General features: G+C 66.9%; 19 protein-coding genes. 10 read left to right on the forward strand and 9 right to left on the reverse strand.

Going from position 1 to position 19,124, the window contains the following annotated elements; translation table 11 throughout:
• The first annotated feature begins 67 nt into the window (after nt 1-67).
• Nucleotides 68-772, forward strand: a complete 705-nt coding sequence (locus VGV58_RS16885) for an RraA family protein (RefSeq protein ID WP_326875193.1) — start codon at nt 68-70, stop codon at nt 770-772.
• A gap of 59 nt (nt 773-831) precedes the next feature.
• A complete protein-coding gene (locus tag VGV58_RS16890; RefSeq protein ID WP_326875195.1) occupies nt 832-1,806 on the forward strand; it encodes a quinone oxidoreductase family protein in 975 nt (324 codons plus the stop codon).
• A gap of 21 nt (nt 1,807-1,827) precedes the next feature.
• Here the strand turns inward: VGV58_RS16890 and VGV58_RS16895 are convergent, their stop codons facing one another.
• Complete coding sequence (locus tag VGV58_RS16895) at nt 1,828-2,175, reverse strand: ArsR/SmtB family transcription factor (RefSeq protein ID WP_326875196.1); 348 nt, start codon at nt 2,173-2,175, stop codon at nt 1,828-1,830.
• 137 nt (nt 2,176-2,312) lie between these two features.
• Here VGV58_RS16895 and VGV58_RS16900 point away from each other — a divergent pair, with 137 nt between their 5' ends.
• Nucleotides 2,313-3,524 (forward strand): MFS transporter, encoded by a 1,212-nt coding sequence (locus tag VGV58_RS16900; RefSeq protein ID WP_326875197.1) that lies wholly within the window; start codon nt 2,313-2,315, stop codon nt 3,522-3,524.
• Nucleotides 3,525-3,590: 66 nt separating this feature from the next.
• Here VGV58_RS16900 and VGV58_RS16905 read toward each other — a convergent pair whose 3' ends face one another.
• Complete coding sequence (locus VGV58_RS16905) at nt 3,591-4,652, reverse strand: methyltransferase domain-containing protein (protein ID WP_326875198.1); 1,062 nt, start codon at nt 4,650-4,652, stop codon at nt 3,591-3,593.
• Nucleotides 4,653-4,933: 281 nt separating this feature from the next.
• Between VGV58_RS16905 and carB the strand changes: the two genes are divergently transcribed.
• The 4 genes from carB (at nt 4,934) to VGV58_RS16925 (ending at nt 9,880) form a co-directional block, all read left to right on the forward strand.
• Nucleotides 4,934-8,266 carry a carbamoyl-phosphate synthase large subunit gene (carB, locus tag VGV58_RS16910; RefSeq protein ID WP_326875199.1) on the forward strand — a complete coding sequence of 1,111 codons (3,333 nt, stop codon included), beginning with the start codon at nt 4,934-4,936 and terminating at the stop codon, nt 8,264-8,266.
• 103 nt (nt 8,267-8,369) lie between these two features.
• A complete protein-coding gene (gene greA, locus VGV58_RS16915) occupies nt 8,370-8,843 on the forward strand; it encodes a transcription elongation factor GreA (protein ID WP_326875200.1) in 474 nt (157 codons plus the stop codon).
• A gap of 70 nt (nt 8,844-8,913) precedes the next feature.
• Nucleotides 8,914-9,402, forward strand: a complete 489-nt coding sequence (locus tag VGV58_RS16920; protein WP_326875201.1) for a hypothetical protein — start codon at nt 8,914-8,916, stop codon at nt 9,400-9,402.
• A gap of 4 nt (nt 9,403-9,406) precedes the next feature.
• Nucleotides 9,407-9,880 carry a hypothetical protein gene (locus tag VGV58_RS16925; protein WP_326875202.1) on the forward strand — a complete coding sequence of 158 codons (474 nt, stop codon included), beginning with the start codon at nt 9,407-9,409 and terminating at the stop codon, nt 9,878-9,880.
• 9 nt (nt 9,881-9,889) lie between these two features.
• Here VGV58_RS16925 and VGV58_RS16930 read toward each other — a convergent pair whose 3' ends face one another.
• Nucleotides 9,890-10,351, reverse strand: coding sequence for an Lrp/AsnC family transcriptional regulator (locus tag VGV58_RS16930; protein ID WP_326875203.1), 462 nt, complete (start codon nt 10,349-10,351; stop codon nt 9,890-9,892).
• Nucleotides 10,352-10,441: 90 nt separating this feature from the next.
• Here VGV58_RS16930 and VGV58_RS16935 point away from each other — a divergent pair, with 90 nt between their 5' ends.
• From VGV58_RS16935 to VGV58_RS16945, 3 genes are all read left to right on the forward strand, one after another.
• Entirely contained in the window at nt 10,442-11,425 is a 984-nt protein-coding gene (locus VGV58_RS16935) for a mitochondrial fission ELM1 family protein (RefSeq protein WP_326875204.1), read from the forward strand.
• 52 nt (nt 11,426-11,477) lie between these two features.
• A complete protein-coding gene (gene trxB, locus VGV58_RS16940; protein WP_326875205.1) occupies nt 11,478-12,443 on the forward strand; it encodes a thioredoxin-disulfide reductase in 966 nt (321 codons plus the stop codon).
• A 142-nt stretch (nt 12,444-12,585) separates the two neighbouring features.
• Nucleotides 12,586-13,476 (forward strand): LysR family transcriptional regulator, encoded by an 891-nt coding sequence (locus VGV58_RS16945; RefSeq protein ID WP_326875206.1) that lies wholly within the window; start codon nt 12,586-12,588, stop codon nt 13,474-13,476.
• A gap of 474 nt (nt 13,477-13,950) precedes the next feature.
• Here the strand turns inward: VGV58_RS16945 and VGV58_RS16950 are convergent, their stop codons facing one another.
• The 6 genes from VGV58_RS16950 to VGV58_RS16975 form a co-directional block, all read right to left on the reverse strand.
• A complete protein-coding gene (locus VGV58_RS16950; protein ID WP_326875207.1) occupies nt 13,951-14,973 on the reverse strand; it encodes a DUF1176 domain-containing protein in 1,023 nt (340 codons plus the stop codon).
• A 37-nt stretch (nt 14,974-15,010) separates the two neighbouring features.
• Nucleotides 15,011-15,475 (reverse strand): molybdenum cofactor biosynthesis protein MoaE, encoded by a 465-nt coding sequence (locus VGV58_RS16955; RefSeq protein ID WP_326875208.1) that lies wholly within the window; start codon nt 15,473-15,475, stop codon nt 15,011-15,013.
• A 13-nt stretch (nt 15,476-15,488) separates the two neighbouring features.
• Nucleotides 15,489-15,740, reverse strand: coding sequence for a molybdopterin converting factor subunit 1 (moaD, locus tag VGV58_RS16960; protein ID WP_326876155.1), 252 nt, complete (start codon nt 15,738-15,740; stop codon nt 15,489-15,491).
• Between the two features lie 26 nt (nt 15,741-15,766).
• Nucleotides 15,767-16,378: a CDP-diacylglycerol--glycerol-3-phosphate 3-phosphatidyltransferase gene (gene pgsA / locus VGV58_RS16965; protein WP_326875209.1), complete on the reverse strand. Its 612-nt coding sequence runs from the start codon at nt 16,376-16,378 to the stop codon at nt 15,767-15,769.
• Between the two features lie 66 nt (nt 16,379-16,444).
• Complete coding sequence (gene uvrC, locus VGV58_RS16970) at nt 16,445-18,616, reverse strand: excinuclease ABC subunit UvrC (protein WP_326875210.1); 2,172 nt, start codon at nt 18,614-18,616, stop codon at nt 16,445-16,447.
• Between the two features lie 68 nt (nt 18,617-18,684).
• Nucleotides 18,685-19,077 carry a RidA family protein gene (locus VGV58_RS16975; RefSeq protein ID WP_326875211.1) on the reverse strand — a complete coding sequence of 131 codons (393 nt, stop codon included), beginning with the start codon at nt 19,075-19,077 and terminating at the stop codon, nt 18,685-18,687.
• Nucleotides 19,078-19,124 lie beyond the last annotated feature (47 nt).

The following is a 19,124-nucleotide window of genomic DNA, read 5'->3' on the forward strand; positions in this document are numbered from 1 at the left end:
ATGATCCTGCATTGCTAGCGTCCTGTCCAGCGGCCTTGTGGCCGGACCAGCCCCTGGAGGACAGCGAATGCAGCCCGATCTCATCGAACAGTTGAAGACACTCACCACCCCGCATCTGGCGGATGGCTGCCTGCGCTGCGGCGTGCCGATCCGCTTCGCGCCTGCGGGCTTGCGGCCCCTCGCCCAGGACATGGAAGTCCGCGGCCGAGCCCGCCCCGTGCGCCATGTCGGCAGCATCGATGTCTTCTTCGAGTTGCTCGAGCACGCCGCTCCAGGTGAGGTGATCGTCATCGACAATGGCGGGCGCCTCGATGAGGCCTGCATCGGCGACATCGTTGCGATCGAGGCCAAGGCGGCCGGCATCGCCGGCTTCGTGATCTGGGGCCTGCACCGCGACAACCGCGAGCTCGCCGAGCTCGGCCTGCCGGTGTTCAGCCTCGGCACACTGCCGACCGGGCCGCAGCGCCTGCATCCGCGGCCGCACGACCTCTTCCGTCAGGCACTGGTCGGCCAGCACGGCATCGCCGAGACCGACTATGTCGCCGCCGACAGCAACGGCGTGCTGTTCCTGCCCGAAAGCCGGATCGAGGACATCGTCGCGGCTGCGATCGGCTATCGCGAGACCGAGGCGCGCCAGCTCGCGGCGATGCGCGCCGGCCGCAGCTACCGCAGCCAGACGCGCTTCGACCAGTACCTGGCGACGCGGGCGCAGGACCCGGCCTACGGCTTCCGCCAGCATCTCAAGGACATCGAGGCCGCTGGCGAGGTCTGAAACGCCTCCCCATCACGACGTCAGCGGCGCTCCAGCTGCCCCCATCACGAGACATCGCAATGACCAAGCAGATCCGCATCCATGAGAATGGCGGCCCCGAAGTGCTGCGCTACGAGGAGGCCGCGCTCGGCGTCCCCGGGCCGGGCCAGGTTCGTCTCCGCCAGACGGCCGTCGGCCTTAACTTCATCGACGTCTACCAGCGCAGCGGCCTCTATCCGCTGCCGCTGCCGAGCGGCATCGGCCTGGAGGCGGCTGGCACCGTCGAGGCGGTCGGCGACGGCATCGCCAATCTGCGGCCCGGCGATCGCATCGCCTATGCCGGCGGTCCGCCCGGCGCCTATGCCGAGGCGCGCATCATGCCGGCCGCCCCGCTGGTCAAGCTGCCCGACGCCATCAAGGACGAACAGGCCGCGGCGATGATGCTGCAGGGCCTGACGGCCTATTACCTGATCCACCGGACCTATCGCGCCAAGCTCGGCGACACCGTGCTCCTGCACGCCGCGGCCGGCGGCGTCGGGCTGATCGCCTGCCAGTGGCTCAGCGCGCTCGGCGTCACCGTGATCGGCACCGTCGGCAACGAGGAGAAGGCGGCGCTGGCTCGGGCCCATGGCTGCGCCCATACGATCCTCTATCGCGAGGAGAACATCGCCGAACGAGTGCGCAAAATCACGGACGGCGCCGGTGTCCCAGTGGTCTTCGATTCGGTCGGCAAGGACACCTGGGAGGCGTCGCTCGACAGCCTGAGCCCGCTCGGCCTGATGGTCAGCTACGGCAATGCCTCGGGCGCGGTGCCGCCCTTCGCCGTCGGCCAGCTCGCCAGCAAGGGCTCGCTGTTCGTGACGCGGCCGACGCTCGCGACATACATGGCCAGGCGCGAGGACCTCGAAACTGCCGCCAACGCGCTGTTCACCGTCGTCGCCGACGGCACGGTCAAGATCGCGGCGCTGCAATCCTACCCGCTCGCCGATGCCGCGCAGGCGCATCGCGACCTCGAGGCCCGCAGAACCTCCGGCTCGACGATACTCATCCCGTAGCGCCGACCTGCTGACCGCGGATCAGACGTCGAGCTTGATCCGCGGTACCGACGGGTCGCGCCGCGCTGTCTCGATCACGCTGTCGAGCAGGCCGGGAAAGCGCCGGTTGAACTCCTCGCGGCGGATGCTGAGGAAGCGCACCGTGCCCTCCGACCGCGAGCGCGTGATCCCCGCCTCGCGCAACTTTGCGAAATGGTAGGACAGCAGCGAGGGCGAGGCGAGCTCGGTGAAGGCGCCGCAGCGCGCCTTGTCGACCTCGTCGCAATCGGCGAGCGTCACCAGGATGCCGAGCCGGATCGGATCGCCCAGCGCCGCGAACACGTCGGCCGGCAGGACGTCCTCGATCTCGGGATGGAAGAGCTGCTTCATCACCTCCGGCTTAATTGCATCGGCCGCTCCTGACAAGTTTCAATGATCCTTGAATTTAGGATTGACTCATGGTTGGCCGACGCCCATGTTTCAACAATCATTGAAATAGTCGGCAACTCCCCACGGAGCGCATTGCCATGGATATCCGTCTCCTCCTCCTGGCCGGCGGCGCCTTCGCCATCGGCACGGGCAGCCTCGTCATCACCGGCATCCTGCCCAATCTCGCCGCCGCTTTCGGCGTCAGCGTCGACACGGCCGGCCTGCTGATCTCGATCTTCGCCATCGCCTATGCCATCGGCTCGCCGGTGCTCTCCACATTGTTCGGCAATCTCGATCGCAAGCTCGTGCTGGTCGGCTCGCTCGCCATCTTCACCCTCGCCAATCTCCTCGCCGCCTTCACCAGCGACTTCGCCTGGCTGATGCTGGCGCGGATCGTCATGGCGCTCGGCTCCGGCGTGTTCATGCCGGCGGCGAACGCCGTCGCGGTGGCGCTGGTGCCGCCGGAACGCCGGGCTCGCGCCATCGCGCTGGTTACCGGCGGCATGACCGTGTCGCTGATCCTGGGCGTGCCGCTCGGCACCGCCGTCGCCACGCTCGGCTGGCATTTCCCGTTCCTGGTCGTGGCGCTGTTCGGCGCGCTCGCGCTCGCCGGCCTCCTGCTCAAGATGCCGGCCGGCCTGCCGCGCGGCACCAACACCCTCTCCGAGCGGCTGCAGGTCGCGCGCCGCGGCGACGTGCTGCTGGCGCTCGGCACCACCGCGCTTTGGACCACTGGCGCCTTCACGCTCTACACCTATGTCGCGCCCTTCCTCTCGGCCCATGCCGGCATTTCCGGCCACTGGCTGAGCGCGACGCTGGTCGTCACCGGCATCGGCTCGGCGCTGGGCAATCAGTGGGGCGGCCAGGCCAGCGACCGCTTCGGCCCGGTGCCGACGCTGACCTTCGTGCTGACCCTGCTCGCCGCATCGCTGGCCGCTGCCTCTCTCGTCGCGGTGACGCTGCCGCCTGCCGTGGCGATCTTCGTCCTGCCGGTGATCCTGATGATCTGGAGCGGCGCCGGCTGGGCCGGACATCCCTCGCAGATGTCGCGCCTCGCGGCGATGGCGCCCGATGCGGTCGTGGTCGCGCTCTCGCTCAACGCCTCGGCGCTCTATATCGGCATCGCCGCCGGTGCCGCGCTCGGCCAGCAGGTGCTGCGCCACGGCGCCTCCTGGGAGCTCGGCTTCGTCGGGGCTGCCTGCGAGCTCGGCGCGCTCGGCCTGCTGCTGATCGCGACGCAGCGGCGCAAGGCGGCGGCGCGCGAGGCCGCCCGCGTCAGCGAGGTCGCGGTCGCTCCGACTGCGCGCTGATCGACATCAGCCGATCGATCGCTCAGCCCGCTCGCCAAAACGGCGGGCGGGTTTGTCGTTCCCGGTTCAGGCCCGGACCTCGAACACCATGTTGAATGGCGTCTCGGTGGCGCGGCGGAAGCGGGTGAAGCCGGCATCCATTGCGACCTTGCGCAGACGCATCTCGCCAGCCTGCGCACCGAGGCCGAGCCCGACTTCCTGCGCCATCGAGGCCGGCGTGCAGATCATCGTCGAGGCGCCGTAATAGATCCGGCCGACCGGGTTGAGGTTCTGCTTCAGGCTGTCGTGCGCGAAGGGCTCGACGATCATCCAGGTACCGCCTTCGGCCAGCGTCTCCCTGACATGGCGGCCGGCCCCGACCGGATCGCCCATGTCGTGCAGGCAGTCAAACATCGCGACGAGATCATAGCTCGCCGCAGGAAAATCCTTGGCGCTGGCGCGCTCGAAGACGATGCGGTCACCAACCTCGGCCTTGTCCGCCGCCTCCCTGCCCTTCTCGATCGAGGGGCCGTGATAGTCGAAGGCGTAGAAGCGCGACTTCGGATAAGCCTGCGCCATCAGGATGGTCGAGGCGCCATGGCCGCAGCCGACATCGGCGACGACGGCACCCGCTTCGAGCTTCGCTTTGACGCCGTCCAGCGCCGGAATCCAGCTGCTCACCAGATTGGTGTTGTAGCCCGGGCGGAAGAAGCGCTCGGTGCCGCGGAACAGGCAGTTGCTGTGCTCGTGCCAGCCCAGGCCCGCCCCGGTCTTGAAGGCCTGCTCGACCTTGGGCTCGTCGACCCACATCGACTGGACGATCTCGAAGGCGCCGGCGAAGAAGGCCGGGCTGCCCTCCTCGGCGAAGGCCATGGCCTGCTCGGGCGACAGGCTGAAACTGTCACTCCCTTCATCGTACTCTATGTACTCCGCCGCGGCCTGGGCCGAGAGCCATTCGCGAACATAGCGTTCCTTCAGGCCGGTCCGGCTGGCGAGTTCCGCGGCCGTGACCGGTTTGCCATCGGCCATCGCCTTGTAGAGGCCGAGCTGGTCGCCGAGGACGATGAGCGAGCCGGTGACGCAGGCCCCGACATCCCCGACGAGACGTCCCACCAAGGCATCCAGTTTCTGCGGATCGGATTCACGCATGGCCAAGCTCCTCTGGTTGGGGAGGGCGTGGCCGGGGCCTGACGCGAACCGGCTCGACGCCATCGCGGAAGCCGATGCTATACCCCGCTCGGAGGGGCTCAACTGCGCAAAGGGAGAGTCTCGTTCGCCTGTGCGCGCATGACAGGAAGAAGCGCTTTCCGCTTTCCCCCGCCGCCTTGCCCGTCTATAGCGAGCGCCTAGCATTCATCTTTGGCGCTCGCTGGCTTCCGCTCGTTTCGATCGGAGGGGCCGTGCGCGCCCGCACGGAACCGGTCGAGCCCATGCCCAAGCGCACAGACATCAAGACGATCCTGATCATCGGCGCCGGCCCCATCATCATCGGCCAGGCCTGCGAGTTCGACTATTCCGGCACCCAGGCCTGCAAGACGCTGAAGGCCGAGGGCTACCGCATCGTCCTGGTCAACTCGAACCCGGCAACGATCATGACCGACCCGGAGCTGGCCGATTCGACCTATGTCGAGCCGATCACGCCGGAGATCGTCGCCAAGATCATCGAGAAGGAACGCAACGTCCTGCCGGGCGGTTTTGCCCTGCTGCCGACCATGGGCGGCCAGACTGCGCTCAACTGCGCCCTCTCGCTGGAGAAGATGGGCGTGCTGGAGAAGTTCGACGTCGAGATGATCGGCGCCACCGCCGACGCCATCGACAAGGCCGAGGATCGCGAGCGCTTCCGCGAGGCGATGACCAAGATCGGCCTCTCGACCCCGCGTTCGCACCACGTCAAGACGCTCGGCGCCGCGCTGGAAGCGCTGGAGGATATCGGCCTGCCGACGATCATCCGCCCCTCCTTCACCATGGGCGGCACCGGCGGCGGCATCGCCTACAACAAGAGCGAGTTCATCGAGATCTGCGAGCGCGGCATCGACGCCTCGCCGACCAGCGAGATCCTGATCGAGGAGAGCGTCCTCGGCTGGAAGGAATACGAGATGGAGGTCGTCCGCGATAAGGCGGACAATTGCATCATCGTCTGCTCGATCGAGAACCTCGACCCGATGGGCGTCCACACCGGCGATTCGATCACCGTCGCCCCGGCGCTGACGCTGACCGACAAGGAATACCAGATCATGCGCGACGCCTCGCTGGCGGTGCTGCGCGAGATCGGCGTCGAGACCGGCGGCTCGAACGTTCAGTTCGCCGTCGATCCCGAGACCGGCCGGATGATCGTCATCGAGATGAACCCGCGCGTGTCGAGGTCGTCCGCCCTGGCGTCGAAGGCGACCGGCTTCCCGATCGCCAAGGTCGCGGCGCGGCTCGCCGTCGGCTACACGCTCGACGAGATCGAGAACGACATCACCGGCGGCGCGACCCCGGCCTCGTTCGAGCCGACGATCGACTATGTCGTCACCAAGATCCCGCGCTTCGCCTTCGAGAAATTCCCCGGCTCCGAGCCAACCCTGACCACCGCGATGAAGTCGGTCGGCGAGGCCATGGCGATCGGCCGCACCTTCCAGGAATCGCTGCAGAAGGCGCTGCGCTCGCTGGAGACCGGTCTCGACGGGCTCGACGAGATCGAGATCGAGGGCATCGGCCAGGGCGACGACAGGAACGCGATCAAGGCCGCGCTCTCGACCCCGACGCCGGACCGCATCCTGCAGATCGGCCAGGCGATGCGCGCCGGCTTCACCGACGAGCAGATCCATGAGAGCTGCAAGGTCGATCCCTGGTTCCTCGAGCAGATGCGCGGCATCGTCGACGCCGAGGAGAAGGTCCGCAAATTCGGCCTGCCACAGACGCCGATCGCCTTCCGCCAGCTCAAGGCGATGGGTTTTTCCGACAAGCGCCTCGCCGCCGTCTCCGGCAAGAGCGAGGCCGAGGTCAGGACGCTGCGCCGCTCGCTGAAGGTGCGCCCGGTCTACAAGCGCATCGACACCTGCGCCGCAGAGTTCGCCTCGCCGACCGCCTATATGTACTCGACCTACGCCATGCCGTTCGCCGGCGCGCCGGCCGACGAGGCCAAGCCCTCGGACGCCAGGAAGGTCGTCATCCTCGGCGGCGGGCCGAACCGCATCGGCCAGGGCATCGAGTTCGACTATTGCTGCTGCCATGCCTGCTACGCCCTGCGCGACGCCGGCTACGAGACCATCATGGTCAACTGCAATCCGGAAACGGTCTCGACCGACTACGACACCTCGGACCGGCTCTATTTCGAGCCGCTGACCGCCGAGGACGTGCTCGAGATCCTCGAGACCGAAAAGCAGGCCGGCACGCTGCACGGCGTCATCGTCCAGTTCGGCGGCCAGACCCCGCTGAAGCTGGCGCATGCGCTGGAACAGGCCGGCATCCCGATCCTCGGCACCACGCCCGACGCGATCGACCTCGCCGAGGACCGCGACCGCTTCAAGCGCCTGCTCGACAAGCTGCATCTCAAGCAGCCGAAGAACGGCATCGCCTATTCGGTCGAGCAGTCGCGCATGATCGCGGCCGAGCTCGGCCTGCCCTTCGTCGTGCGCCCGTCCTATGTGCTCGGCGGCCGCGCCATGGCTATCATCCGCGACGAGGTGATGTTCGAGGATTACCTGCTCGGCACCCTGCCCTCGCTGATCCCCTCCGAGGTCAAGGCCAAGTACCCGAACGACAAGACCGGACAGATCAACACGGTTCTCGGCAAGAACCCGCTGCTGTTCGACCGCTATCTGTCGGATGCGATCGAGGTCGACGTCGACTGCCTCTGCGACGGCAAGGAAGCCTTCATCGCGGGGATCATGGAGCATATCGAGGAAGCCGGCATCCATTCCGGCGATTCGGCCTGCTCGCTGCCGCCGCGCTCGCTCTCGCCGGAGCTGATCGCCGAGCTGGAGCGCCAGAGCAAGGCGATGGCGCTCGCCCTCGACGTCGGCGGCCTGATGAACGTGCAGTACGCCATCAAGGACGGCGAGATCTACGTGCTCGAGGTCAATCCGCGGGCCTCGCGCACCGTGCCCTTCGTCGCCAAGGTGATCGGCCAGCCGATCGCCAAGATCGCGGCCCGGCTGATGGCCGGTGAGAAGCTCGCGAGCTTTAACCTGAAGCAGGAGAAGCTCCAGCATGTCGGCGTGAAGGAGGCGGTGTTCCCCTTCGCCCGCTTCCCCGGCGTCGACGTGCTGCTCGGGCCGGAGATGCGCTCGACCGGCGAGGTCATCGGCCTCGACCGCTCTTTCGACGTCGCCTTCGCCAAGAGCCAGCTCGGCGCCGGCTCGAAGGTCCCGGTCAAGGGCACGGTCTTCGTCTCGGTCCGCGACGAGGACAAGCCGCGCATCCTGCCCTCGATCGTGGTTCTCGCGGAGCTCGGCTTCCAGATCGTCGCGACCGGCGGCACGCTGCGCCTGCTGCAGGAGAACGGTATCCGCGCCAGCAAGATCAACAAGGTGCTGGAAGGCCGCCCGCACGTCGTCGACGCCATCAAGAACGGCGAGATCCAGCTAGTCTTCAACACGACCGACGGTCCACAGGCGCTGGCGGACTCGCGCTCGCTGCGCCGCGCGGCCCTCTTGCACAAGGTGCCCTATTATACCACCTTGGCCGGAGCGATCGCCGCGGCGGAGGGCATCAAGGCCTATTGCAGCGGCGATCTCGAAGTGAGGTCGCTGCAATCCTATTTCGCCCGCGCCGCCTGACCGGCCGCGCGGCGAAGTAGTTTTCTGACGATCGAAAGCGACGCGGGGTGCGTTGGCCATGGCCAGCGCACATCGGTCGTTTTTCTATAACTGGGACGGGACGATGGAAAAGGTTCCTATGACCGCGGGCGGCTTCGCCGCTCTCGAAGTCGAGTTGAAGCAGCGCCAGCAGGTCGAGCGCCCGCGCATCATCCAGGCGATCGCCGAGGCGCGCGCTCTGGGCGATCTCTCGGAGAACGCCGAATACCACGCCGCCAAGGAAGCCCAGTCGCTGAACGAGGGCCGCGTCATGGAGCTGGAATCGCTGATCGGCCGCGCCGACATCATCGATGTCAGCAAGCTCGGCGGCGACACGATCAAGTTCGGCGCCACCGTCACCCTGATCGACGACGATACCGAAGAGAAGAAGCTCTACCAGATCGTCGGCGAGCCGGAATCGGATGTGAAGTCCGGCAAGGTTTCGATCGGCTCGCCGATCGCGCGCGCCCTGATCGGCAAGAAGGTCGGCGATTCCGTCCACGTCAACACGCCCGGCGGCGGCAAGTCCTACGAGGTCGTTAACGTCGCCTTCCGCTAAGCGAGCGGAGTGACTTGGCCAGCCCGGCGGCAGCTCCTAGATTAGAGGCCTGCCTGCCGGAGACCACGCCATGACCACGCGTCGCGCATTTCTCACCGGGTCCGCCGCGCTCGCCGCCGGCGGGCTCGTTTCGTTTCCAGCCCTGGCGCAGGCGGTCTCGATCGGCGCGATCAAGGTCGACGCCCGCAGCCTCGGCCCGCTCGGCTGGGGTGAGAACGCCCCGCGCATCGCCCGGGCCTTCGAAAGCCGGCTCGCCAGCGAACTCCTCCCCTTGCGCCGCCGCGGCAGCCCGACCTTGCATGTCACCGTGCTCAGCCTCTGGCTCGGCGCGGGTGTCGGCGGCGGTATGCGCGGCGACGGCAGCGGCGGCAGCGACGACAACATGCTGAGCATCATCGAGGTCCCCGGTCGCGGCGGCCCGCTCGTCAGCCGCGAGATCCGCTCGATGCTGCCATCCAGCTCCGGCGGCGCCTGGTATCGCCCGGATGTCGACCAGCGTCGCATCGCCGCCTTGCTCGAAAACAACGCCCAGTGGATCCGCCGATATCTCGGCGCTTGAGACCATGCTCGCGCGCCGCGCCATCCTGGCTGGCCTCGCCGCCATCTTGCTGGCTGGCTGCCAGACCACAACGCAAACCGCCTCCCCCGTCGCGATCGGCAGGATTCGCGTCGACACGGGGCCGCTCGCCGCCAAGGGGCAGAGCGCCATCGCGGCCGCGATCAAGCCGATGCTGGAGCGCGAGCTCGCCGGCCTGCGCAATGCAGGGCGAGGCGACGCGACTCTGCTGGTCAGCGTCACCGGATTGTACCTGACGAGTTATGCCGGCGGGCAGGCGGCGACGCTCGGTAACGACACGCTCGAAAGCGAAGCGGTACTCATCGGCCCGGATGGCCGGGAGATCGCCCGCTATCCGATCATGTCGATCATGGCGCCAAGCTTCAGCGGCGCCTGGTATCTGCCGGATATCAACCGGCGGCGGATCGATGCCTTGGTCGCGAACAATGCGCAATGGATCAGGCGGACGCTCGGAGGCTGAGCAACCGCGTTAAAGCGGCGCGATCGGCGCGTCCTTGACCCGGTCGAGCGCCAGCGCCGTGCGGACATTGCGCACATTCGGCAGCGCCGTCAGATCGGCGACGAAATCCTGGAAGGCCTTCAGATCGGTCGCGACGCATTTCAGGATGAAGTCGATGTCGCCCGACAGCGTCCAGCACTCGCGCACCAGCGACCAGCTCCGGATGCGCTCCTGGAAGACGGAGAGGTCAGCCTCGGCCTGGCTGGCGAGGTGGACGAAAGCGAAGCAGACGACCTCGATGCCGAGCTTGCGCTCGTCGAGCAGGGCGCGATAGCCGGTGATCACGCCGGCCTCTTCCAGTGCGCGGACGCGCCTGAGGCAAGGCGGCGGCGAGATGCCGACCCTGCTCGCAAGCTCGACATTGGTCATGCGCCCGTCACTCTGCAGCTCCGTCAGGATGCGGAGATCGATCTCGTCGAGTTTGGCGCGCACAAATCCTCCTGAAAAATGGCCGCGCAGGTGTAGACGGGCCATCGACGCGTTACAAGGCGTCGATCCACGCCAATCCCGGGCCAAGCCGCCGTGCCGACAGAAAAGACGCCTTCCCTCTGGGTTCTGACCGACGGCAAGGCCGGCGACGAGATGCAATGCCTCGGCGTCGCCGAGCGCATGGGCGTCGTCCCGGAGATCCGCCGGATCAATCCGGGCAAGCCCTGGAGCTGGCTGATGCCGCGCGGGCCGATCGATCCGCGCGAGGCGCCCGACCGGCCGGGCAGCCCGATCCGCCCCCCCTTCCCCGACATCGCCATCGCCTCGGGCCGCCGCGCCGTGGCCTATCTGCGCGCGGTCAAGAAGGCCTCGAACGGCAGGGCGTTCACCGTCTTCCTCAAGGACCCCCGTACCGGAGCCGGCACGGCCGACCTGATCTGGGTCTCCGAGCACGACCGCCTGCGCGGCGACAACGTGCTGGTGACGATCACCTCGCCGCACCGGCTCGCGCCACAAGCGCTGGCCACCGCCCGGACTTCTCCGCCACCGGAGATCGCCGCCCTGCCTTCCCCCCGCGCTGCCGTGCTGGTCGGCGGCGACAGCCGCCACCACACGTTCCGGCCGGAGGATATCGAGCGCTTCGCGCGTGAACTCGATGCGCTCGCCGCCTCCGGCGTCGCGCTGATGGGCTCGCGCTCGCGCCGCACCCCGCCGGCGCTCGACGCTGCGATCGGCGCGGTCTTCCGCCGGCATGGCGGCTGGTGGTGGGACGGCTCGGGCGCCAACCCCTATGTGCCGCTGCTCGCCAATGCCGACGCCATCGTCGCCACCGCCGACTCCACCAACATGATCGGCGAGGCCGCGGCGACCGGCGTGCCGATCCTGGTCTTCGAGCCGCATGGAGGCCACGGCAAGCTCGCCAGGTTCCTGGAGGCGCTGAAGCGTCACGGCGCTGTGCACCATTTCCAGGGCAAGCTTGAAGGCGAACGCTACGAACCGCTAGACTCGACCGCAACGATCGCCACCGCCATCTACGAAGGCTGGCGGCGTCACGAGGCAGCGATGGGGCTGGCATAAGGCCGCCCCGATACCGATATCACCGGCTCGCGCCGGCTCAGGAAGCAAAGACATGGCCCATATCCACGCCAAGGTGATGATCATCGGCTCCGGCCCGGCCGGCTACACCGCTGCGATCTATGCCGCCCGCGCCATGCTGGAGCCGGTGCTGATCTCCGGCCTGCAGGCCGGCGGCCAGCTCATGATCACCACCGATGTCGAGAACTATCCCGGCTTCGCCGACGTGATCCAGGGCCCCTGGCTGATGGAGCAGATGCAGGCGCAGGCGCAGCACATGGGCACGAAGATGGTCTCCGACCACATCGCCCGCGTCGACCTCTCGCAGCGCCCGTTCCGGCTCTGGGGCGATGGCGGCGACACCTATTCCTGCGATTCGCTGATCGTCTCGACCGGCGCCCAGGCCAAGTGGCTCGGCCTTCCTTCGGAACAGGCCTTCCAGGGCTTCGGCGTCTCGGCCTGCGCCACCTGCGACGGTTTCTTCTTCCGCAACAAGCAGGTCGTCGTGGTCGGCGGCGGCAACACCGCGGTTGAGGAAGCGCTCTATCTCGCCAATCTCGCGTCCAAGGTCACGCTTGTGCACCGGCGCGATTCGCTGCGCGCCGAGAAGGTGATGCAGGAGCGCCTGTTCAAGCACCCGAAGATCGAGGTGATCTGGGATTCGGAGGTCGCGGAAATCCTTGGCGGCACGCAGCCCCCCTCGGTGACCCATGTGCGCCTGCGCAACCTGAAGAGCGGCGCCGTGCAGGATCTGCCCACTGACGGCGTCTTCGTCGCCATCGGCCACAAGCCGGCGACCGAGCTTTTCATCGGCCAGCTCGCCATGCGCGATTCGGGCTATCTCGAGGTCACGCCCGGCACGACCCAGACCAATGTGCCCGGCGTCTTCGCCGCCGGCGACGTCACCGACGAGCATTACCGTCAGGCCGTGACCGCGGCCGGCCTCGGCTGCATGGCCGCGCTCGACGCCGAACGCTGGTTGATGGCGCAGGAGCTGGGCGTGCGCGAAGCGGCGGAGTAGCCCAAGCCCGCACCCATCACTGGAGTTGATCAATTCCAGCACGATATTAAGGGCTAAAATCAACGGTCCCGGCAAAGGAGTCGTTGACCGGACAACTCTATCCCCCCATCATGCGTTGAACGCATAACACGGGGGGAAAGCGGTGGATTGGGACCGCATTCGTATCTTCTACACGGTTGCTGAATCGGGAAGCTTCACCAAGGCCGGTGACGGCCTGGGCTTGAGTCAGTCGGCTGTCAGCCGCCAGATCGGCGCGCTGGAGCGCGAATTGCGCGCGCCGCTGTTCCATCGGCATACGCGCGGGCTCATTCTCACCGAGCAGGGCGAACTGCTCTGGCGTGCCGCGCGCGAGATGACGCAGCGCCTGGAACGGACCCGCGCCCAGCTCTCGGAAACGCGCGAGCATCCGTCCGGCGAGTTGAAGGTCACCGCGACACGCGGCCTCGGCGGCCACTGGCTGACGCCGCGGCTGGCCGAGTTCCTCGACCTCTATCCCGACATCAAGGTCGAGCTGATCCTCACCGACGAGGAACTCGACCTCTCGATGCGAGAGGCCGACATCGCGATTCGCCTGCGCCAGCCGCAGCAGCCGGACCTGATCCAGCGCCGGCTCTTCACTGTGCACTTCCACGTCTACGGCGCGCCGGCCTATATCAAGCGCTTCGGCGAGCCGAAGAGCTATGAGGAACTCGACAACCACCGGCTCCTCTCCTTCGGCGCGTCCTCGCCATCCTATCTGACGGCGGTGCACTGGCTCGGCACGCTCGGACGCGACCAGCGCAACCCGCGCGCCATCCATCTCACCGTCAACAACATCACGGCGATGAAGCGCGCGGTCGATTCGGGCGCCGGCATCGCCATCCTGCCCGACTATCTGATCGAGGCCGGCTCCCCGCTCGTGCAGCTGATGCGCGAGACCGAGATGCCGCAGCTCGAAAGCTATCTGGTCTATCCGGAGGAGATGAAATCGGTCGCCCGCGTGCAGGTCTTCCGCGATTTCCTGATCCAGAAGTCCCAGCGCTGGACGTATTGAAAAACGAGCAGGCGCTGCTGCAAATCCTGGCAGCGTCGTGCCTCATGCCGGCTGCGCATGCGTGCCACGCGCGGTCTCTTGGCAATTGTGACGAATTCTAGCAATGAGTCATGTTGCCAGCGCATAACCGACCCGCCCAATGCTGCATTGCGAAAAGGCAGGGCCTGCCCGATATTCAGATCACGGTTGTTCGGAACGGGCTCCGCATCTCCTCCCGGCGTTGAGTTCGTTCCAGCCGTTCCCCTCTGAGATGTTTGGCGCTTTTGCGCTGGATGTTTCAAACTTTCAGGCCGGCTCCTTCGGGACGCCGGCCTTTTTTCTTGCCGCCTTCAGCGACATCTTGCCAGACCTGATCGCGCACCACCTCATGACGGCGAGCCGCGCCGTCATTCCTTTCGCTGGGCGAACCGAAGCGTCTGGCGCGCGTGACAACCGGCGTGACAACCGGAATGTGAGGGGACAGGCGCGGAGCGCCTATTTCGCCGTCCTGACCTCGCTGCGGAACAGCGTGATCCAGTCGTCCGAGCCGATGCCGCGGCACTCACCCATGAAGCTGAACGCCGTCAGGGCGAAGCCGCTGCCGGTCCAGGCATAGCCGCCCAGGGCGCCGCAATCGCCGATGCCGCGGCCTTTGGCGAAATAGTCGATGCGGCCGGTCTTCGGCTCGAACGCGCCGTTGACCAAGGTGTTCTTCTCGCTGTCGTCGGTCCAAGGGAAGTCGACGGGCTTGGCACTCGCCACCATCCCGTTCTCAACGATCCAGAAGGCGTTGGAGGCATTGTAAGCGCCGAGCGAGCAGGTCAGCGAGACCAGGCTGCGCCTCGCGTCGAGGCGCCAGGCCGTATCCTGCTTCGTGGTCATCTCGCCATCCTCGCACTGGTCGGGATCGCGCTGCGCGATCTGCTTGCGCAGCGCTGCGGCGAGCGCCTTGGCATCCTTCTCCGAGAGGGCGCCGCTGGAGGGCCTGGCCGTGATCACCGGCAGCGCGGGAGCGGCCGGGACAGTTCCGGCGCTGCCTTTCCGAATCAGGGCCGAGGGCGTGTTGAGCCTGCCTTGCTGCTCGTCGATCCAGAGCAGCGCCGCGACGGCCCCGGAGAGCGAGACTTCCGCCTTTACGCCGGGGGCGGCCACCGACAGCTTCGTCGCCTTGCGCGCTGCTTCGATGAACGCGGCCATCTCGGCCGGCTGGAAGGTCACCGTCGCCAGATCGCTGCCGGCGGAGACCGGCATGGAGCTGCCACCGGCCGGGAAAGCAGCCCCGTCAAGCTTGAGCTCGACGGATGGAGGAGGCTTCTGCCATTCGCCGCTCAAGCGCAGGATCAGCGTGGCCGCGCCATCCGGGCCGGCCGGCCGCTCCAAGCGCAGATAGGCGATGGTGTCGATGCCATCGGAGGGCACGGACAGCGCCGTGCAGCTCTTGAGATTGTCGCAGCCGGCCATCCAGTCGCGGAAGCCCTTGGGCTGAGGCACAGCCGCCAGGGCGAGTGCCGGCAGCATGGCCAGCGCGCTCCCCGAAACGAGCGCTCTCACCCGATCAGGATACCTGTTCCCAGCGCTGTGCCGCATCGTCGTCATCCGCCTTGGCTTCGACCCAGCCGCCGAGCGTGCCGTCGGCGAGATGCTCGCGCTTCCAGAACGGGGCGCGGGTCTTGAGATAGTCCATCAGGAAATCGGCGGCCTCGAAAGCCTCGCGGCGATGACTGGAGGCAGCGATGACCAGCACGATCTGCTCGCCCGGCCTGATCAGCCCGAAGCGATGGATCGCGACGAGACCGGACAGCGGCCAGCGCCCGGCCGCTTCGGCGGCGACGCGCGCGATCTCGGCCTCGGCCATCCCTGGATAATGTTCCAGCTCAAGCGCCGCGAGCCGGCCGCTCTCGTCGCGGCAGAGGCCGGCGAAGCTCACGACGGCGCCGATATTCGTGTTGCCGGCCGTCAGCGCCGCGATCTCGGCGCCGATGTCGAAATCCTCGCGCTGGATGCGGACGAGCGGCGTCATGGCCTTAGCCTCGTCAGCCACCGGTCATCGGCGGGAAGAAGGCGATCTCGCGGGCGCCCGAGATCGCCGTCGCCGGCTTGGCATGGGTCTGGTCGATGGCGGCGCGCACGATCGATTCGTTCTCGAAAGCGAGCTCATAGCCCTCGCCGCGGCTCTTCAGCCAACGCACCAGGTCGGCGATGGTCGCGGTGCCGACTGGCGGCGTCACGGTTTCCTCAGTGAGGCCGACGCGCTCGCGCACCCAGGCGAAATAGACCAGCCGCAGGCTGGCGGATTCGGTGATGGCCGTGCTCATGGCGCGCGCTCATCCTCTTCGACGAGATGCCGGATGCCGGAATTCAGATAGTCCCAACCGGTGTAGATGGTCAGAACCGCCGCGATCCACAACATCACGATCCCGATCTGGGTGTTGTGCGGCAGGACCTTGTCACCGGCAGGGCCGGCGACAAGGAAGCCGAGCGCGAACAACTGCGCCGTGGTCTTGTATTTGGCGACCTTGCTGACGGGGACGCTGACCTTCAGCTCGGCCAGGAACTCGCGCAGGCCCGAGACCAGAATCTCGCGACAGAGGATGACGATCGCCGCCCAGATCGCCCAGCCCTTGATCGTCTCGGTGTGGACCAGCATCAGCAGCAGGGCGCAGACCAGGAGCTTGTCGGCAATCGGGTCGAGCATGCGCCCGATCGCCGATTGCTGGCCCCAGCTGCGGGCGAGCCAGCCGTCGAGATAGTCGGTGACGGCGGCAACGACATAGATTCCCAGCGCCGTCCAGCGGGCCCAGTCGTCCCAGGGCCAGAACAGCAGCGCCACCAGCGCCGGAATCGCAACGATCCGGCCGTAGGTGAGGAGATTTGGCAGGGACCATGGTCCCCTGCGGCGGATGGCTTCGTTGAGACTCGTCACGACACCCACCAAAACAGCGCCTTCATGACAGCGTCAACACGCAAGAGCGTGACCCCGCCATTCCGATCAATGCTCATGGAAATGGGCGTGCACCGCCTTGGCCGTGGCGGCATTCACCCCCGGCGTCTTCATCAGGTCGTCGAGCTTGGCGCGCTGGATCGCCTTCACCGTGCCGAAATGCAGCAGCAGCGCCCGTTTGCGCGATGGGCCGATGCCCGGGATTTCGTCGAGCGGGTTGGTCTTGATGTCGCGCTTGCGCTTGGCGCGGTGGGTGCCGATCGCGAAGCGATGCGCCTCGTCGCGCAGGCGCTGGATGAAGAACAGCGCCGGATCGCGCGGCGGCAGCTTGAACGGCTCCTTGCCGACCATGAAGAAGGTCTCGCGCATGGCGTTGCGGTCCTCGCCCTTGGCGATGGCGACGAGCGCGATGTCGGTGACGCCGCATTCGGCCATGATCTTGCGGGCAGCCTCGAACTGGCCCTTGCCGCCGTCGACGATGACGAGATCGGGACGCGAGGGGAAGGCTGAGTCGTCTGTGTCGTCGCTCTCAATGGGCTTTGATACTGCCGAAAGGGGCGCGTCCTCTCCCCCCTTGTGGGGGAGAGCTAGAGAGGGGGGTATGCCACCCTCGACATTCGGTGAGCTGGGCTCAGGGATGCTTGCGGGTGCGATCCCCCCCTCCCAACCCTCCCCCACAAGGGGGGAGGGCTCCCGCGCTTCTTCAGATAGGTTGGGAGCAACCCCGCTCTCCTTCGCCAGCCGCGTAAAGCGCCGCTTCAACACCTCGCGCATCATGCCGAAATCGTCTCCGGCGATGGTGTCGGCCGAGATGTTGAAGGTGCGGTAATGGCTCTTCATGAAGCCGTCCCGCCCGGCGACGACCATGCCGCCGACCGCGTTGGTGCCCATGATGTGCGAGTTGTCGTAGACCTCGACGCGGCGCGGAGCCCTCTCAAGGCCGAACGCCTGTCCCAATGCATTGAGCAGGCTCTGCTGGCCGGCGCTGTCGGCGAGCTTGCGGGCGAGCGCTTCATGCGCGTTCTTCTGGGCATGGGCGACGAGATCGCGCCGCTCGCCGCGCTTGGGCGTCGCGAGTTCGACCTTGCGGCCGGCGCGGGCGCAGAGCGCTTCGGCGATCAGATCGGCCTCGGCCAGTTCGTGCGAGAGCAAGACGAGCTTCGGCGGCGGCTTGTCGTCGTAGAACTGGGTGACCACCGAGGCGAGCACCTCGGCCGGGGTCAGGCTCTTGTCGGCACGCGGGAAGAGCGCGCGATTGCCCCAGTTCTGCTTGTTGCGGAAGAAGAAGATCTCGACGCAGAACTGCCCGGCCTGCTCGTCGATGGCGAAGACGTCGGCCTCCTCCACCCCTTGCGTATTGATGTCCTGCCCGGCCTGCACGGCCGACAGCGCCGCCAAGCGGTCGCGATAGCGCGCCGCCTTCTCGAATTCGAGCTCCTCGGCCGCCGCCTGCATGCGCTCGGAGAGCAGCTGCTTCACCGCCGATGAGCGGCCGGACAGGAAGGCGCGCGCCTGATCGGCGAGACCCTGATAGTCGGTATGCGAGATCTCGCCGGTGCAGGGGCCGGAGCAGCGCTTGATCTGGAAGAGCAGGCAGGGCCGGGTGCGGTTCTCGTAATAGCTGTCCGAGCAGGAGCGCAGGAGAAACGCCTTCTGCAGCGCGTCGATGGTGCGCTCCACCGCCCAGACCGAGGCGAAGGGGCCGAAATAATCGCCCTTGCGCTGGCGCGAACCGCGATGCTTGGCGATCTGCGGCGCCGGATGGTCGCCGGAGAGGAAGATGTAGGGGAAGGATTTGTCGTCGCGCAGCAGCACATTGTAGCGCGGCCGCAGCTGCTTGATCAGATTCGATTCGAGCAGCAGCGCCTCGGTCTCGGTGCCGGTGGTGACGAACTCCATGTTCGCGGTCTCGGCGATCATCCGTGCCACGGCGTTGGTGTGCGCCATGCCGCGGGCATAGGCGGTGACCCGGTTCTTCAGGCTCTTGGCCTTGCCGACATAGAGCACTTCGCCGGCGCGATCGAACATCCGGTAGACGCCCGGCTTGTTCGGCAGGTGCCTGGCGAAGTCGGCGATCACGTCGATCCCGGCCTTCAGCGCGCCGGGGGCAGCCTCGCCGAGATCGAGCCCGGCTTCGGGCGCGGGAAGGATGTCCTCCTCGTCCTTGAAGTCGTCGTCCGGCAATTCTTGTCCGGCTGGCTCTTGGCGTTCGCGATTCATGACCTGCATGTAGGATGCCGCAGGCGCTTCGTCATGTCAGGAGTGCGACCAGGATTTCGGTGCTGTCTCTAGGCCGCGGCGATGCAATCGATCTCGATGTCGAAAGGCCCGAACCAGACCGGCACGCACAGAAAGATGCGGGCCGGCGGATCCTTCGGGAAATAGCGGGCATAGACCGCGTTGACGGCGGCGAACTTGTCGGGGGAGGTGCAATAGACATTGCATTTGAGCGCGTTCGCCAGCGACGAGCCGGCGGTTTCGAGACAGAGCTTCATCTGCTCCAGCACGAGCTCCGTCTGTCGTTCGATCGGCGCCTGGGCGATTTCTCCGGTTGCAGGGTCGAAGGGCGGCATGCCCGAGACGTAGAGGGTATCGCCATGACGGACCAACGGCGAGAACGGTACTTTCAGGCGCTCGCCCCAGGTCGAGAACGGCTCGACACGAATGACGTCTCGTTTCATCGAGGACTCCGGCCCTGGAGGTTGAAGCGGTAAGAGATGCCGCCACC

The organism is Allobosea sp., assembly GCF_035944895.1.
In the GTDB taxonomy this organism is placed as follows: Bacteria; Pseudomonadota; Alphaproteobacteria; order Rhizobiales; family Beijerinckiaceae; genus Allobosea.

Bases quoted from the DNA above. Each gene is read 5' to 3' on its own strand.
- VGV58_RS16885 (WP_326875193.1), top strand. From the start codon at position 68: ATGCAGCCCGATCTCATCGAACAGTTGAAGACACTCACCACCCCGCAT.
- VGV58_RS16890 (WP_326875195.1), top strand. From the start codon at position 832: ATGACCAAGCAGATCCGCATCCATGAGAATGGCGGCCCCGAAGTGCTG.
- VGV58_RS16895 (WP_326875196.1), bottom strand. From the start codon at position 2,175: ATGAAGCAGCTCTTCCATCCCGAGATCGAGGACGTCCTGCCGGCCGAC.
- VGV58_RS16900 (WP_326875197.1), top strand. From the start codon at position 2,313: ATGGATATCCGTCTCCTCCTCCTGGCCGGCGGCGCCTTCGCCATCGGC.
- VGV58_RS16905 (WP_326875198.1), bottom strand. From the start codon at position 4,652: ATGCGTGAATCCGATCCGCAGAAACTGGATGCCTTGGTGGGACGTCTC.
- carB (WP_326875199.1), top strand. From the start codon at position 4,934: ATGCCCAAGCGCACAGACATCAAGACGATCCTGATCATCGGCGCCGGC.
- greA (WP_326875200.1), top strand. From the start codon at position 8,370: ATGGAAAAGGTTCCTATGACCGCGGGCGGCTTCGCCGCTCTCGAAGTC.
- VGV58_RS16920 (WP_326875201.1), top strand. From the start codon at position 8,914: ATGACCACGCGTCGCGCATTTCTCACCGGGTCCGCCGCGCTCGCCGCC.
- VGV58_RS16925 (WP_326875202.1), top strand. From the start codon at position 9,407: ATGCTCGCGCGCCGCGCCATCCTGGCTGGCCTCGCCGCCATCTTGCTG.
- trxB (WP_326875205.1), top strand. From the start codon at position 11,478: ATGGCCCATATCCACGCCAAGGTGATGATCATCGGCTCCGGCCCGGCC.
- VGV58_RS16950 (WP_326875207.1), bottom strand. From the start codon at position 14,973: ATGCTGCCGGCACTCGCCCTGGCGGCTGTGCCTCAGCCCAAGGGCTTC.
- VGV58_RS16955 (WP_326875208.1), bottom strand. From the start codon at position 15,475: ATGACGCCGCTCGTCCGCATCCAGCGCGAGGATTTCGACATCGGCGCC.
- uvrC (WP_326875210.1), bottom strand. From the start codon at position 18,616: ATGAATCGCGAACGCCAAGAGCCAGCCGGACAAGAATTGCCGGACGAC.
- VGV58_RS16975 (WP_326875211.1), bottom strand. From the start codon at position 19,077: ATGAAACGAGACGTCATTCGTGTCGAGCCGTTCTCGACCTGGGGCGAG.